The organism is Curtobacterium sp. ODYSSEY 48 V2 (genome assembly GCF_023712625.1).
GTDB lineage: Bacteria > Actinomycetota > Actinomycetes > Actinomycetales > Microbacteriaceae > Curtobacterium.
This window is the reverse complement of record NZ_JAMAXX010000012.1, coordinates 17,384-32,377: the sequence shown is the minus strand read 5'-3', so window position 1 is coordinate 32,377 and position 14,994 is coordinate 17,384. Positions and strand designations below refer to the sequence as shown.

13 protein-coding genes are annotated in these 14,994 nt (G+C 73.4%); 5 read left to right on the top strand and 8 right to left on the bottom strand.

Going from position 1 to position 14,994, the window contains the following annotated elements:
- Positions 1 to 290: 290 nt before the first annotated feature.
- Entirely contained in the window at positions 291 to 4,118 is a 3,828-nt protein-coding gene (locus M3666_RS15805; RefSeq protein WP_081985099.1) for an ATP-binding protein, read from the bottom strand.
- A 112-nt stretch (positions 4,119 to 4,230) separates the two neighbouring features.
- On the opposite strand from M3666_RS15805, the gene M3666_RS15800 reads away from it, so the two are divergent.
- The 3 genes from M3666_RS15800 (at position 4,231) to M3666_RS15790 (ending at position 6,621) form a co-directional block, all read left to right on the top strand.
- Complete coding sequence (locus M3666_RS15800) at positions 4,231 to 5,118, top strand: CoA ester lyase (protein WP_200884115.1); 888 nt, start codon at positions 4,231 to 4,233, stop codon at positions 5,116 to 5,118.
- Positions 5,119 to 5,127: 9 nt separating this feature from the next.
- The gene (locus M3666_RS15795; RefSeq protein WP_251155751.1) at positions 5,128 to 5,619 is read left to right on the top strand and encodes a DUF6264 family protein; all 492 of its coding nucleotides are present in this window, start codon (positions 5,128 to 5,130) and stop codon (positions 5,617 to 5,619) included.
- Between the two features lie 126 nt (positions 5,620 to 5,745).
- Entirely contained in the window at positions 5,746 to 6,621 is an 876-nt protein-coding gene (locus M3666_RS15790; RefSeq protein WP_066656468.1) for an aldo/keto reductase, read from the top strand.
- Between the two features lie 71 nt (positions 6,622 to 6,692).
- On the opposite strand, the gene M3666_RS15785 is transcribed toward M3666_RS15790, so the two are convergent.
- A complete protein-coding gene (locus M3666_RS15785) occupies positions 6,693 to 7,190 on the bottom strand; it encodes a hypothetical protein (RefSeq protein WP_251155750.1) in 498 nt (165 codons plus the stop codon).
- 131 nt (positions 7,191 to 7,321) lie between these two features.
- On the opposite strand from M3666_RS15785, the gene M3666_RS15780 reads away from it, so the two are divergent.
- The gene (locus M3666_RS15780; RefSeq protein WP_251155749.1) at positions 7,322 to 8,287 is read left to right on the top strand and encodes an NAD(P)H-quinone oxidoreductase; all 966 of its coding nucleotides are present in this window, start codon (positions 7,322 to 7,324) and stop codon (positions 8,285 to 8,287) included.
- A gap of 24 nt (positions 8,288 to 8,311) precedes the next feature.
- Here M3666_RS15780 and M3666_RS15775 read toward each other — a convergent pair whose 3' ends face one another.
- From M3666_RS15775 to M3666_RS15750, 6 genes are all read right to left on the bottom strand, one after another.
- Positions 8,312 to 9,052, bottom strand: a complete 741-nt coding sequence (locus M3666_RS15775; RefSeq protein WP_066656477.1) for an amino acid ABC transporter ATP-binding protein — start codon at positions 9,050 to 9,052, stop codon at positions 8,312 to 8,314.
- Positions 9,049 to 9,927, bottom strand: a complete 879-nt coding sequence (locus M3666_RS15770) for an amino acid ABC transporter permease (RefSeq protein ID WP_066656480.1) — start codon at positions 9,925 to 9,927, stop codon at positions 9,049 to 9,051. Before M3666_RS15770 ends, M3666_RS15775 begins: the two co-directional genes overlap by 4 nt.
- 4 nt (positions 9,928 to 9,931) lie before the next feature.
- On the bottom strand, positions 9,932 to 10,756 hold the full coding sequence (locus tag M3666_RS15765; RefSeq protein WP_209685464.1) for an ABC transporter substrate-binding protein: 825 nt from the start codon (positions 10,754 to 10,756) through the stop codon (positions 9,932 to 9,934).
- A gap of 95 nt (positions 10,757 to 10,851) precedes the next feature.
- A complete protein-coding gene (locus M3666_RS15760; RefSeq protein WP_235426380.1) occupies positions 10,852 to 11,376 on the bottom strand; it encodes a cupin domain-containing protein in 525 nt (174 codons plus the stop codon).
- Positions 11,373 to 12,794, bottom strand: a complete 1,422-nt coding sequence (locus M3666_RS15755; protein WP_308301860.1) for an amidohydrolase family protein — start codon at positions 12,792 to 12,794, stop codon at positions 11,373 to 11,375. Before M3666_RS15755 ends, M3666_RS15760 begins: the two co-directional genes overlap by 4 nt.
- Complete coding sequence (locus M3666_RS15750; RefSeq protein ID WP_251155748.1) at positions 12,791 to 14,506, bottom strand: adenosylhomocysteinase; 1,716 nt, start codon at positions 14,504 to 14,506, stop codon at positions 12,791 to 12,793. Before M3666_RS15750 ends, M3666_RS15755 begins: the two co-directional genes overlap by 4 nt.
- A 126-nt stretch (positions 14,507 to 14,632) precedes the next feature.
- Between M3666_RS15750 and M3666_RS15745 the strand changes: the two genes are divergently transcribed.
- A complete protein-coding gene (locus tag M3666_RS15745) occupies positions 14,633 to 14,896 on the top strand; it encodes a glutaredoxin family protein (RefSeq protein WP_066656489.1) in 264 nt (87 codons plus the stop codon).
- Positions 14,897 to 14,994: the final 98 nt, after the last annotated feature.

Here is a 14,994-nt window from a genome sequence, read left to right as displayed (position 1 = left end):
GTTCCGGCGGCGCGGCCGGGTCGTAGCCCGGCACCGGCGCGGTGGTGACGCGCCTGGTGCGGCGGGGCGTGCCTCCCGGCCGGTCGGTCGTGTCGGTGCCGGTTCCGCCACCGTCATCTGCGGAACGAACGGGAGGCTCGACCTCCGGCACGTCGTCGGCCCGCGTCCACGAGCCCACCAGCTGGTCCGTCCCCGCCGTCACCGGACCGGCCGCGCGGGACGCGCGCCGGGACCCGCTCACCGGCGAGCGGGGCCCGGAGCGGGCACGCGGGGATGCGTCTCCGACCGGGTCATCGGCGTGCGGGGATCGGAGGGATCGAGATCTCCTGGGTCGCTCCGCGGTCGACGCCGAGCACCGACGCCACGGTGTCCGCGACGCGGTCCGGGTCGGAGAACAGCTGGAACGCGTGCACCCGCACGTAGTGCCACCCGAGTCGGCGCAGCACCTCTGGACGGAGCCGCAGCGACTCGCGGAGCGAACCCCTGACGAGCGACGCGTCGGTCTCGATCGTGACGCAGACGCCGCCGTGCGCCGCCACCAGGCCGAGCTTGCCCCGGTGGCCGAGTGCGACGGGGATGCCGCGCATCTCGAGTCGTCGGGCGAGGTCGACGAGCAGCGGGTCGGAGTCGTCGGGCACGTACTCGGCGGCGGTGCGCGCGCGGACCTCGGCGAGGATCTCGGCCAGCGCGACGGTGCCGTGGCCCATCCGCTCGGCCTCGATGTCCGACGGCTGGAAGCACGTGACGATGACCATCGACCGGCGCGCGCGGGTCATCGCGACGGCGAGCAGACGCTCCCCGCCGGGCTTGCCGAGCGGACCGAAGTCGCGCAGCACGCGGCCGTGCGGGGTCCGGCCGTACCCGATCGAGAACACGACACGGTCGCGGCTCTGCGCCACGGACTGCTCGAGCGTCGCGACGATGAACGGCTCGGCGCGGTCGCCGATGACGAACTCGGTGAGGTCCTTGTGGCCCTGCGCCGCGGTCAGGACGGCCTGCTCGACGCGCACCGCGTGCTTCGCCGACGCCGTGATCACCATGAGCGACTCGGTCGGGCGGGTGCGGGCGTGCTCGGTGACGAGCCGGACCACGCGGTCCACCTCGGCGTCGACGCTCTCGACCGCCCCGGACTCGGGGTCCGGCACGGCCTTGCCGTCGCTGACGTAGTCGATCGCGATCGAGCCGTGGCCGAGGAACGAACCGGCCCACGGCAGCGACTCGATGCGGCCGCCGTAGAAGCGGCGGTTGACGAGCTCGGCGAGGTCCTCGCCGCCGGCGCGGTACGACCGCGTGAGCGACAGGGTCGGCAGGAGCGTCGACAGCTTCGCGAGCGCGGAGTCGGCGTGCAGGGCGTCGAGCGTGCCCTCGTCCACCTGCAGCGCCCGGTGGTCGGGGTCGACCGCGATCCGGAACGGCGACGGGGTCTGCGTCACCGGGTCGCCGAACACGACGGTCTGGCGAGCGCGACGGACGGCGCCGACGGTCTCGGCGATGGTGACGGCACCGGCGTCGACGAGGATCACCGTGTCGAACGGCATCGTGTCGGCGATCTCGGGGACCTCGTACGGCGAGGCGAGCCAGACCGGCGCGATCGACCGGGACAGGTGCGGCGCGGAGTCCTGCAGCAGGCGCGAGGTGATCGCGCCCTCCTTGAGCTGCGTCTTCAGCGACGTCGCCTCGTCCGGCCAGTCGACCAGTCCGACCTTCCAGTTCTCGGCGAGCTGCCACGCCAGGCCCTGGGAGACCCCGGCCGCGTGGGCGTCGTCGACGAGCCGGAAGTCGGCCTCGACCCGGTCGAGCATGTCGGTGTTGCCGCCGAGCAGCGCCCGGTCGGACTCGAGCATCGTCTCGAGCGCGGACTGCCACCAGGCGAGCTCGAGCTCGGCCGGCACCTGGGTGTCCGGCACGTGGCGGTGTGCCAGGTCGGTGATGAGCGGCTCGAGCTGCAGGTCGCGCAGGGTCTGCATGAGCTCGGTGCGCTCCTGCAGGTTGTGCAGGACGTCGGACTCCTCGGCCAGGCGGGCGACCGTCGGGACGAGCTCGTCGATCGGCAGGTTCGCGAGCTGGCGGTCCCGCTCGGTCCGGCCGAGGGGCTCGTCGAGTCGGGCGAGGTCCTGCACGACGTTCGAGAAGAGCACCTGCACGTCCCCGATGCCCGTGGGCACCTCGGGGTTCACGCCGGCCGCGACGTAGCGCTGCCAGAGCACGCGCTGCTGCTGCACGCGGGTCAGCGCCTCGTGCAGGTCGGACACGTGCACGCCCGGTCGGACGTACTCACGCGCGAGCTTCTTCAGCCGACGACGGTTCGTCGACGACATCGGGGCGCCCTCGCCACGAGGGGCCGTCGCGGCGACGAGCTCCGAGACCGACCGGTCGAAGACGACGGGCAGGAAGCGGTCGAGGGTGTCCCGGATCTCGGTGAGCAGGCGGAGGTAGATGCCGAGCTCGTTGATCGTCGTGAACTGCCGCATGTGGGTCGACGCCACGAGGTCGTGCGCACGGCGCAGCAGCGTCGGCAGGCCGTCGGCGTCGAGGTCCTTCGCGGTCTTGTGCGCCCGCTGCGCGCCGTCGCTCGAGCCGAACTTGGCGCCGTACCAGGGCGAGTCGTCCGGGCCGTAGCGGAACTCGCCGAGGTTGGCCGCGCTGACCATGGTCTCGGCGACGCGCGAGCGCCCCTCGACCATGCTCGTCACGGACCGCTTCGACAGTCGGGCGGTCGTCGACGGCGGCACCGGCAGGAGCGACAGCCGGGACAGCTCGACCAGGCAGTCGAGCACCGAGACGCCGAAGTCCGGGTCGACGCGGGTCAGCGAGCCGCGGTAGTCGGTGAGGACCTTGCGGAGCCGGACCAGGGCGTCGTCGACCTCGCGGAGGTTCGGACGCGCGGCCTTCTCGTTGCGCGCGATGCCCCGGACGACGTCACGGCGCAGGGTGCCCGGCGTGACGGCGACGCCCGGCAGCTGGACCTCGGCGAAGCGTGCGGCGATGCCCCGCAGGGTCGCCCGCCGCGGGCTCACGACGAGGACGCGCTTGTTCGCCGCGACGAGGCCGCCGAGCGCGTTGACGATCGTCTGCGTCCCGCCGGTGCCGGGCAGGGTCTTCACGACGATCGAGTTGCCCGCCGTGATCTGCGCGATCACGTTCTCCTGCTCGTCGTCGGCGTCGAGCAGCAGCGTGTCGGTCTCCGGGCTGCGCTCGTCCGACGGGGTCTGCTCGACCGGGTGGTAGGACTGCTCGACCTGCCACTTCGCGCTCGGGTTGCCGGCGAGCGCGTCGAGCACCGGGTGGGACAGGTCGCCGGTGTCCTCGACCATGCCGCTGGCGACCTCGGCGAAGGTCGAGACGACCAGGCGCGCGTGCACCGAGAAGCCGGGGATGTGCGCGGTCAGCCCGCGGAGCCGGTCGATGACGGGGTTCGGGGTGAACGAACCGTCCTGCTGCGCGAGCGCGACGAAGGACTGGGCGTCGAGGATGACGCCGTACTGCTCGTGCAGCGCGTCGGCCAGCCCGGGGTTGAGCACCGGCTCGCCGAGCAGGCGCACCTCGAAGTCACGGCCGTGCCGACGGATCGCGAGCGGGCGGAGCAGCACCGGGCCGCGGAAGTGCTCGTCGCCGTGCTGCCAGTCGGCCATGCCGATGCCGAGCTTCACGGCGTCGATCCCGCGCACGGTCGCGAGCTCGGTTCCCTTCGCCTCGACCTGGGCGGCCGCGACACGCGCGGCGCGCAGCGCAACCTCGTCGCGGATCAGGCTCGAGAGCAGCGTCGTCTTGCCGGTGATGAACTGCGCGAGTCCGCCGGGGTGCGTGGTGGACAGCTCGATCCGGGCACGCGGGTGGTCGCTGAAGTGCGTGAGGGGGCTCGTCCCGCCGACACCGGTCAGCTGCGTCCGCCAGGCGTCCCACGTGGGCTCGGCGGCGTTGCCGGCCTGGAGGCGCGGGTCGCCCAGGCTGATCGCCTGCGGGCTCGTGAGCTGCAGTTCCGGCCGCAGGGTGCGGTCCGGCTCGTCGCTCCGGTCGCCCTCCCGCTGCTCGCGCCCGTCCTCGGGCGCGTCGGCGCCCTGGACGGGGACGTCGTCATCCGCGTCGTCCGCGCCGTCGGTCACCCTGTCTCGCCACACATCCGACACTGTAGGCGGAAGCGGGCGGCCTCCCTGGCAATGACCCGACGTTTCCGGCTTTCCGTGCGGGCCCGGTACGGGGTCCGACGGGCCGGTGTGGTAGCAACGTGGCATGGCCATCGACGACCGCACCGCCCCGTCCGCCCCCGCACCCTCGTCGGCCCGGCCGGACCGGCGTCGGTCGGTCCCCGCCGAGATCTCCCGGTCGTGGCTCCTCGTGCCCGGCACCGCCGCCGACCGGTTCGAGCGGGCACAGCGGTCGCGCGCCGACCAGATCATCCTCGACGTCGAGGACGCCGTCGACCCCGCCGCGAAGCCGGGTGCCCGCACGACCGTGGCCTCGTGGCTCGCGGGCGGCGGTGAGGCCTGGGTCCGGATCAACGACGTCACGACGGACTTCTGGGCGGACGACGTCGAGGAGCTCCGTGGCCTCCCGGGCCTGCAGGGCGTGATGCTCGCGAAGACCGAGTCGCCCGCGCAGGTCACCGACACGTGGCACCGGCTCGGCGGCCACACCCCGGTGATCGCCCTGGTCGAGTCGGCGCTCGGCATCGAGGAGGCGACGTCGATCGCGAAGGCACAGGGCGCCTTCCGTCTGGCCTTCGGCTCGGGTGACTACCGCCGCGACACCGGCACCTCGGCCGACACGCTCGCCATGGCCTACCCGCGCTCCCGGCTCGTCGTCGCCTCGCGCGTGGGCGACCTGCCGGGTCCGATCGACGGCCCGACGGTCGGCTCGGCGCACGCGATCCTCCGCGAGCAGTCCCAGGTGGCGGTGTCGCTCGGCCTGACCGGCAAGCTCTGCCTGGACACCGAGCAGCTGCCGGTCATCAACGAGGTCATCTCCCCCACGCCGACCGACGTCGCCTGGGCGCAGGACTTCCTCGACGACTTCGACGCCCGCGGGCAGGTCATCCGCGACGGCTCCGACCTGCCGCGACTCGGCCGCGCGCAGAAGATCCAGCGGCTCGCCCGGGCGTTCGGCGTCGAGGCACGGTAGACCGGTCGCATGACCTGGTCGCACCCGTCCGGCGGTCCGCCGCAGTCCTCACCCTCGGGTCCGTCCCAGTCCGGCCCGGGCAGCACCGAACGCGCCGCGTGGGCGCGTGGCGGCACGACGCTGTTCCCCGCGGGCCGGGTCGCCGACCGGGTGTCGACCGTCCTCCTGCTCGCAGCCGGTGCCCTCCTGACGCTCCTCACCCTGGTGGTCGGGATCATCGCGGTCGTCTCGGCCACCGCGAGCTGCGACGCGGCCACGGGGTGCTCGCCGGGCCGCTTCCTCGGCGGCGCCGCGATCGCGGTCGGCGGGTCCTTCGTCATCGGGGTCGCGACGGTCGTGCTCGCGGTCGGCGCCTGGGTGCGTCGTCGTTCGTCGTGGTGGATCGCCGCGCTCGGGTTCGTCCTGGCGATCGTGGTCGTCACCTGGGGCGGGGTCGTGTTCGCGCAGGCGACCGACCCGGCGACGGGGGCCGGCCAGGTGACCGCACTGCAGCTCCCCTAGCGCGGCGTCCGCCGGACGGGAGGCGCGTGGCGGGGCCGCCACGGGCCTCCCGTCCGGCGGCCCCGTCGGCCTGTCCCGTCCGCGCACGCTGGGCGTCGCCCCGGTCGACCGGCGCAAGCTGGGCGCATGAAGCAACGAGTCATCGGAGACGTGTCGGTCAGCGCGATCGGACTGGGCGGGATGCCCATGTCGATCGAGGGGCGGCCCGACGAGCGACAGGCGATCGCGACCATCCACGCCGCCCTCGAGGCGGGCGTCACCCTCATCGACACCGCGGACGCCTACCACCAGGCGGCCAAGGACGAGGTCGGGCACAACGAGGAGCTCATCGCGAAGGCGATCCGCGAGTTCCACGGCGACACCGACGCGGTGCTCGTCGCCACGAAGGGCGGCCACCTGCGGCCGGAACCGGGCGCGTGGGCGCAGGACGGCCGACCGGAGTACCTCAAGGAGGCCGCGAAGGCCTCGGCGAAGCGCCTCGGTGTCGACGCCGTCGGCCTGTACCAGTTCCACCGGCCGGACCCGTCGGTGCCCTACGCGGACTCGATCGGGGCACTCGCGGAGCTCCTCGACGAGGGCGTCATCCGCATGGCAGGCATCTCGAACGCCGACCCCGACCAGATCCGTGAGGCGAACGAGGTCCTGGGCGGCCGCCTCGTCTCGGTGCAGAACCAGTTCTCACCGGCGTTCCGGTCGAGCGAGCCGGAGCTCGAGCTGTGCGACGAGCTCGGCATCGCGTTCCTGCCGTGGAGCCCCCTCGGCGGCATCGCGAAGGCCGCCGACCTGGGGACCGCGTACGAGGACTTCGCCGTCATCGCCCGCGAGCGCGACGTGTCGCCGCAGGTCGTGGCGCTGGCGTGGGAGCTGCAGAAGAGCGACGTGGTGATCCCGATCCCGGGTGCGTCGCGGCCGCAGTCGATCCTGGACTCGGTCGTCGCGGCGACGGTGAAGCTCCGCGACGAGGACGTCGCTCGCTTGGACGCTGCTCGACCGGCGGCCTGACGGGCCGGAGCACCCGCACGACGACGCCCCGTCCACCGATCGGTGGACGGGGCGTCGTCGTGCTGCGGCGGTCAGGACGTGCAGGCCTGCTGGAACTCGGTCCCCGCGTCCTGGACCTTCTGCGTGGTGTCCGAGAACGCCGACAGGTCCGCCGACTGCGGGTCCGCCGTGATCGCCTTGATCTGCGTCAGCATGTCGGTGTACGCCGACCGGAACGCCTCGGCCTTCGGCTTGACGTCGGCGTTCTGCACCGCGTCGACGCCGTCGGACAGCGACTGGTCGAACTCCTCGAGCTTCGCGACGGCTGCCTGCGGGTCCGACTGCAGCTCGGTGACCTGCGACTGCAGGCCCTTCGCGGCGTCCTCGACCTTCGACTGGAACGCGTTGCACGCCTCGGCCTTGCTCTGGGACGCGGCCTGCGGCGCCGCGGAGCTCGGGGCCGAGGAGGCTGCCGAGGTCGACGAACCGGAGCCCTCGGCGCCGCCGTTCCCCGAGCCCCCGTTCGAGCAGCCGGCGAGCAGTGCGACGGCGAGTGCCGCGGTCGCCACGGCGATGGTCTTCCTGGACATGGACGTCCCCCCTGGTCGTGCCCGCGCGACGGAACGGCGCGGATCGGCACCGACGGTACACGGCGTCCGTCGGGCCTGCCGTGCCACGAGCCGTGCCGGTCTGCCCTGCCACGGGGCGTACGGTCGAGGGCATGCAGGCGATCACGGCACACGACGGCGGACTCCGACTCGACGAGCACCCGGACCCGGTCGCCGGGCCGGGCGAGGTCCTCGTCGAGGTGGCAGCGGCCGGGGTCAACAACGCCGACCTGCAGCAGGTCGCGGGCAACTACCCGCCGCCGCCCGGCGCGTCCGATGTGCTGGGCCTCGAGGTCTCCGGGACGGTCCGCGCGCTCGGCGACGGCGTGGACGGGTTCGCGGTCGGTGACCGGGTGTGCGCGCTGCTGTCGGGTGGCGGCTACGCGACCCTCGTGGCCGTGCCCGCGGCCCAGGTGCTGCCGGTGCCCGACGGCGTGGACCTGGTCGAGGCCGCGGGACTGCCCGAGGCCGCGTGCACGGTGTACTCGAACGTGGGGATGATCGCGGGGCTCCGGCCCGGGCAGACCCTGCTGGTGCACGGCGGCACGGGCGGCATGGGATCGCACGCGGTCGTGTGGGCGAAGGCGCTCGGTGCCCGGGTGATCGCGACGAGCGGCGGGGAGCGGAAGGTGCGTGCTTCGAGGGAGCTCGGCGCCGATCTCGTGGTGGACCACCGCACCGAGGACTTCGTCGAGCGCGCCCGCGACTTCACCGACGGCCGCGGGGTCGACGTCGTGCTGGACGTCGTCGGGGCGGACTACCTCGCGAAGCACCTCGACGTGCTCGCCCCGAACGGGCACATCGCCGTGATCGCGGCGGGCAGCGGGCAGAAGGGCGAGCTCGACTTCGGCGCGATGATGCGGAAGCGTGCGACCATCAGCGCGACGACGCTCCGTGCTCGGCCGCTCGACGAGAAGGCCGCGATCGTGGCCGCCGTCCGCGAGCACGTCTGGCCGCTCGTCGCCGACGGCAGCGTCCGACCGATCGTCGACTCGGTGGTCCCGCTCGCCGAGGCCGCCGAGGCGCACCGCCGGGTCCGCGAGGGCGAGGTCATCGGCAAGGTGCTGCTCGCCGTGTGACCCGGGTCAGGCGTGGACGCGGGGTCAGGCGTGGACGCGGGACAGGAACTCGACGAGCGCCGGGTGCTGCGGCCGGTCGAGCACGTCGGCCGGCGCACCCTGCTCGACCACCTCGCCCTGGTGCAGGAACACGATGCGGTCGGCGACGTTCCGGGCGAACGACATCTCGTGCGTGGTCATCAGGATCGTAGCGCCCTGCTCCTTGAGCTCGCGGACGAGGTCGAGCACCTCGCCGACGAGCTGCGGGTCGAGGGCACTCGTCACCTCGTCGAGCAGGAGCAGCTCCGGCGACGTCGCGATCGCCCGCACCACGGCGACACGCTGCTGCTGCCCGCCCGAGAGCCGGTCCGGGTACGCCCCGGCGAAGTCGCCCAGGCCGATCCGGTCGAGCAGTCGGCGGGCGGTCGCCTCCGCCTCGGCCCGGGCGATGCCGTGCACCCGACGGGACGCGAGCGTGACGTTGTCGAGCACCCGCATGTGCGGGAACAGGTTGAACTGCTGGAAGACCACGCCGATCCGGGCGCGGGTGGCGTCGACGTCGGTGCGGGGGTCGGCGATGTCCGTCCCCTGGAGCAGGATCTCGCCGTCGTCGATGCCCTCGAGCAGGTTCACCGTCTTCAGCAGTGTCGACTTGCCGGAGCCGGACGCCCCGATGACGCAGATGACCTCGTGGCGGTGCACGGTCAGGTCGATCCCCCGCAGGACCTCGTGCTCGCCGAACGTCTTGCGCAGTCCGCGCAGTTCCAGGACCACCGACTCGCTCACACCGTCCCCCCGATCTGCTCGCGACGCTGCTGCCGTCGAGCGATGGCATCCGTCACCCGGATGAGCGGGAGGCTGATCACGACGAACAGCAGCCCCGCGACGAGGTACGGCGTGAAGTTGTAGGTCTCGGCCTGTGCGATCTGGGCGCTCCGCACCGCGTCGACGGCGCCGAGGATCGACACCAGGCCGACGTCCTTCTGCATCGAGACGAAGTCGTTCATGAGCGCCGGGGTGACCTTGCGGATCGCCTGGGGCAGCACGACCAGCCGCAGCGTCCCGGCGTGGGACAGGCCGAGCGACCGGGCTGCGAGGCGCTGGGACGGGTGCACGGCCTCCATGCCGGCGCGGAGCACCTCGGCGACGTAGGACGAGTACGTGAGCACGATCGCGATGGTGCCCCAGACCTCCGGGGGTTGCCGCGGGAAGATGCCGAGCCCCGGGATGCCGAAGCCGACCAGGTAGAGCACGATGATGAGCGGCAGACCCCGGAACAGGTCGGTGTACGCGGTGGCGAGCATCCGCAGTGGGAAGAACACCGGGTTCCGCAGCCCCCGCACGACGGCGAGCAGGGTGCCGAGCACGGCGACGCCGATCGCGCTGAAGAACAGGATCCGGATGTTCAGCCACAGCCCGAGCAGGACGGCCGGGAAGGTGTCGATCGCCGTCTGCGGGTCGAAGAACGACTGCTGCACCGCGGCCCAGCCGGGCGTGTTCACGACGCCGAGCCAGACGACCGCGATCACGACGAGCGTCGAGACGACCGAGACGACGACCGAGCGGCGGCCGCGCTGCCGACGGTAGAGCCGTCGTTCGAGCTCGACCTGGCTCGGCGCTGGAGCGGTCACCGGGGTGCCGGCACCTGCTGGGGCGGTCACCGGACTACTTCAGGACGGGGGTGTTCGTCTCCGAGGAGAGCCACTTCGTCTGCAGGTCGGCGAGCGTGCCGTCGCTCTCCAGGGCCTCGAGGGCCTTGTCGACCTTGCTCGTCAGCGCGGAGCCCTTCGGCAGCACGAAGCCGAACTGGTCGCCGGAGCCGTCCTCGGGGAACTGCGCCGAGACCGTGCCGTCGTCGAGCTGTGCGGCGGCCATGTAGAACGCCGTCGGCAGGTCGGTCACGATCGCGTCGATCTGCCCCGACTGCAGCGCCAGCACGGCGTCGTCGTTCGAGTTGAACACCTGCGGGGTGACGCCGAGCACGTCCTTCACGGAGCTGATGCTCGTGGAGCCCGAGGCGACACCGATCGTGTCGCCCTTCAGTGCGGCGACGGTGGTGTCCTTCGCAGCCTTCGACCCCGACGTCGTCACGACGGCCTGCGTGGTCGTGTAGTACGGCGTGGACATGTCGACGGCCTTCTTGCGCTTCGCGTCGATCGAGAACTGCTGGACGTTGAGGTCCCAGTCCTTCGGGCCGGGGGCGATGGCGCTGTCGAAGGTGCTGCGCTTCCAGACGACGTCGCCCTTCGCGTAGCCCATCTCCTTCGCGACCGCGTAGGCCACGGCGGACTCGAAGCCCTTGCCGGACTGCGGGTCGTCGTCCTCCACCCAGGGCGAGTAGGCCGGCTGGCCGGTCGCGATCGTGAGCTTGCCGTCCGTGACGGTGCCGTCGCTCCCGGCGCTGCTCCCACCGGCGGAGCAGGCGGCGAGCGCGAGGGCGGCGACCGTGGCGGTGGCGACGGCGAGGGACAGACGGCGGGTGCGGGTCACGGGAGGGCCTTCGTCAGCGGGACAGAGCGGGGTGGAGCGGGCAGGAGGCAGTGTACCGGCGCGTGGGATACCACCGCGACGCGGATGACCGTCGACTACGCGGTCGCGGCGTCGCCGTCGGTGTCGCCCGCCATCGTGAAGTCGTCGAACGAGAACCCGGGCGACACCATGCAGCTGAGGAGCACCTCGCCGTCGCCGGGCAGGGTGCGCTGCCAGACCCCACCGCGCACGAAGGCCTGGGCGTCGTGCAGCCGGTGCCGGCCAGCGTCCGGGCCGAGGGTGATCCGGTCCCCGGGCTCGGGCCGGTCGCCGGAGCCGCCGAGCTCGAGCACGACGGTGTCCGGCCCGTGCCACATCCAGATCTCGTCGCTCGTGACACGGTGCCAGGCGGAGGCCTCGCCCGGGGGCAGCAGGAAGTGGATGAGGGTCGCGGCGGGACGCTCGCCGGCGGGGGTCTCGACGGTCGAGGGCGAGGTCCACGTGCGCACGTACCAACCGCCCTCCGGGTGCGGCTCCATGCCGAGGGCGGCCGCGCGCTGCGGGACGTCGAGCCACTCGATCAGCTCGCCGCCGACGGTGCGGCGGGCGACCATGCCGGGGCGGGGTGCGGTGTCGGTCATCGTTCCTCCTGGGGACGGACGTGGTGGGGGACGGGGTCCCGGGTGTCCCCGGAACCGGGGCCCCGGGTGGGGGCTGTCTCGGGGTCGAGCGGGTGCACGGTGCCGTCGGTGGCCCGCACGACGCCGCGGACGATCGTCGCGACGGCGCGGCCGGCACCGTCCTCGACGAGTTCGGCGAGCGCGTCGGGCACGGTCCGGGCGTCGACGTCGAACACGGCGAGGTCGGCTCGTGCCCCGACGGCGAGGTGTCCGACGCGGTCCGGCCCGACCGCCGTCCCCATCGCGTGCGCGCCACCGAGCGTCGCCGCCGCCAGCAGCCGCTCGTGCAGGTCGCGGTGCGCGTACCCCTGGGCGCGGGCGATGCGGTGCAGTGCGGTGACGTCGGCCATCGGGTCGAGGGACGGCGACGACGACAGGGAGTCGGTGCCGATCGCGATCGGGCTGCCCTCGCGCAGGTAGTCCGCGACGTGCGGCGGGTCGAGGCCGATGACGGCGTTCGACCGGGGGCAGAGCGCGACCGTGGTCCCGCGTGCCCGCAGGAGGGCTCGGTCGGACGCGGTCACGTACACGCCGTGCGCGATGTGGCAGTCGGGGCCCAGCACGCCCAGCCGGTCGACGAACGCGGTGGCACTGGCGCCGAAGCCGAGCGCCCGCATGGCCCGGAAGGACGGCACGTTCGCCAGGTGCCAGTCCGCGGTGTGCCCGACGCCGTCGACGCCCTCGAGCCCCGGGACCGGCCCGAGCGAGACCCGCTCCCCCTCGAACGCCGCCTCGCCCAGGTGCAGGTGCAGCCGGAGCCCCCGCTGGCGCACGATGTCCGGCAGTTCGAGCAGCGGTGCCACGTCGAGGGAGTACGGCGCGTGCGGCGACAGCCCCGCCCCGGGCGTGGTCGGGATCCGTGCGAGCTCGTCGAGCACCTGGTCGCGCCCGTGGGACTCCCACGCCGCGTTCTCCCAGTCCATGACCTCCCAGTAGGCGATCCCGCCGAGGCCGTGCTGCTCCAGGACGTCCGCCGCCTCGATGTCGGTCACCACGTCCGCGATGCTCGTGACGCCCGCCGCGATCGATGCGACGGCGCCCGCGGACGCCTCCGCCCGCCAGTCGTGCGGGAGCGCGTAGTCAAGGTTGAACGCAGCCGCCCAGTCCTCGAAACCCGCGTACTGCCGTTGACCGACACCGGACATGCCGGTGTACTGCAGGTGCGTGTGCGCGTTGACGAGACCCGGCAGGAGCGCGCCCCGCCAGCGCCGCTCCGTGCACGTGCGCCCGGCGGCGTCGAGCTGGTCGACCACCCACGACCGGTCGCCGACGTGCAGGATCCGTCCGTCCTGCACCGCGACCGCCCCGTCGGCGATCGGCGGTGCCGTCATCGGCACGACGACGCGCGCCGAGTGCACCACGACCGGCGACGCGGTCACCGGGGTCTCCCGAACCGGTGCGTCCGCACGTCCGGCTCGCGGTCGGCGGGCTGCTCGGCGATCCGGACGGGAGGAGCGACCCGGCTCCCCCACGCGGCGAGCGCGACGCGGGCGGTCGCCTCGTCCACCGCGGGGTCGACCGGCACGACGGCGCGCGGGAGTTCGTCGCCGCGCTCGAGCAGCATCCGCAGGGCGCCGAGCTGCACCGCGAAGGACAGGTCCATGATCTCGACGGGGTTGCCCTCGGCGGCGCTCGTGTTCACCCCGTTGCCCCCGGCGAGGACGAGCACCTGGTGGCCGTCCGGCCAGGTCAGGCGCTCCACGTGCTGCGCCACGGCCGTCCGGACCGCACCGGCGGCGGCCGCCGCGGACAGGGCGACCTCGTCGTCGACGCCCCCCGCGACGGACACGACCGCACCGACCGCGCACGCGCGCAGGACCGTGTGGTCCACGGTGTCCGCCACCCCGGAGGCACTCACCACGAGGTCGGCGTCGCGCACCGCGTCGACGAACGGTGCGACCGCGTGCCCGGCGAAGCGCGCCTGCAGGGCGCGGACCGGGTCGACCTCGGCGACCGTGACCCGGAAGCCGAGCGCGACGAGGACCTGGGCGACCCCCTCGCCGACGGGACCGAAGCCGGCGACGACCGCCGTGCCTCCCGGCCGGACCCGGTGCACGGCGGACGGGAGCGGGTCGACCAGGTCGAGCGTCGCGAACACCGTGGACTGGCCGGTGCCGAAGCGGTTGTCGAAGCAGGTCTTGGCGCGGGCGTCGTTGACGGCGACCACGGGGATGCCGAGCTCGCCGCGCTCGGCCATGACGCGGAGGGGTCGGAGGCCGCTCGTCGTCTCCTCCGCGGCGCCGAGCATGGTCGGCAGCAGCTCGGGCCGCTCCTGGTGCGCGAGGCGGATCAGGTGCGAGCCGTCGTCGAGGAGCACGTGCGGACGCGTGTCGAGCATCGCCAGGGCGAGACGGTGCTGCTCGGCGAGCGAGGCCGTGCTGTCCGCGTGGACCGGCATCTCGGCGCGGCGGAGCACGTCGGCGACCGCGTCGTCCGTCTCGTCGGCGTGCGCGTACACGACGACCTCGGCGCCCGCGTCGCGCAGGAGCAGGCTGAGCACGGCGGTCTTCGGCTCGAGCACCATCGCGACGCCGACCCGGGTACCGCGGAGCAGCCCGCCGTCACGGAGCTCCGCGGCGACCGCACGGGCGACCGGCATCGACCTGCGCGCCCAGCGGATGCGGTCCTCGGCGGCAGGGTCGTCCTCGGGCTCCCGACCGGTGGAGACGAGGAACACGTCGTCGGAGAACGTCGGGACGGCGAGCACCCCGGGGCGGGCCGGGGCGACCGGGCCGAAGGCGTCCTCGTCGACCGCGGGGACGTACCGGCCGGCGTCCACCACCACGAGGGTCGCACCGCGGGGCCGGTCGGTCTCGCGCTCGACGGCAGCGGTCGACTCGTCCGGGTCACCGAGGCACCAGAGCTGGTCGATCGGCTCGTCGTCGACCGGCTCGTGGTCCGCAGGGGCGGTGTCCACCGCGGTGCGTGCACCGAGCCCGGTGAGCAGTGCGACGAGCGCCGCGGCGTCACGCGGGTCGCCGCCGAGCACACGGACGGTGCGGCCGGCGACGAGGAGGTTGGTCGCCGCGGCGAAGCGTCGGACGGCTGCCGCGGCCCATGCGGCCCGCTCGGGGTCGGGTCGCTGCGGCATGGGGCCATCGTAGGGCGTGCGGGTCGGCGCGGAGTCGCGCGGGCTGACGGTCATGCGGTCACGCGTCGTCGGGGCGTGGGCGGCGACGCGGGAATGTCCCGCGGCCGTCGGACGTACTGTGAGGACATGACTGATGCGACGTTCGACAAGGTGACGATGTTCGGCGCGGACTGGTGCCGCGACTGCCGACGCTCGAAGGCGCTCCTCGACCGCCTCGGGGTCGACTACGACTACGTGGACGTCGAGGCGGACCTGTCCGCCGCCGACCGGGCCGAGGCCATCAGCGGCCGCAAGAACATCCCCGTCGTGGTGCTGCCGAACGGCAAGCACTTCGTGGAGCCCTCGGACACCGAGCTGCAGGCGGAGCTGGAGTCGTCCGGGGCGGTGTGACCCTCGCCTGCTCCTGCGCCTCCACGCATGCTGTGAACACGCTGGGGAAGAGCGGTGTTCAATCGGGGCCGAACCAGATCGTGGACACCCCCGGACCG

What these genes read in the sequence shown, in the direction of transcription:
- M3666_RS15800 (WP_200884115.1), top strand. Translation starts at nt 4,231, where the DNA reads ATGGCCATCGACGACCGCACCGCCCCGTCCGCCCCCGCACCCTCGTCG.
- M3666_RS15795 (WP_251155751.1), top strand. Translation starts at nt 5,128, where the DNA reads ATGACCTGGTCGCACCCGTCCGGCGGTCCGCCGCAGTCCTCACCCTCG.
- M3666_RS15790 (WP_066656468.1), top strand. Translation starts at nt 5,746, where the DNA reads ATGAAGCAACGAGTCATCGGAGACGTGTCGGTCAGCGCGATCGGACTG.
- M3666_RS15785 (WP_251155750.1), bottom strand. Translation starts at nt 7,190, where the DNA reads ATGTCCAGGAAGACCATCGCCGTGGCGACCGCGGCACTCGCCGTCGCA.
- M3666_RS15780 (WP_251155749.1), top strand. Translation starts at nt 7,322, where the DNA reads ATGCAGGCGATCACGGCACACGACGGCGGACTCCGACTCGACGAGCAC.
- M3666_RS15760 (WP_235426380.1), bottom strand. Translation starts at nt 11,376, where the DNA reads ATGACCGACACCGCACCCCGCCCCGGCATGGTCGCCCGCCGCACCGTC.
- M3666_RS15750 (WP_251155748.1), bottom strand. Translation starts at nt 14,506, where the DNA reads ATGCCGCAGCGACCCGACCCCGAGCGGGCCGCATGGGCCGCGGCAGCC.
- M3666_RS15745 (WP_066656489.1), top strand. Translation starts at nt 14,633, where the DNA reads ATGACTGATGCGACGTTCGACAAGGTGACGATGTTCGGCGCGGACTGG.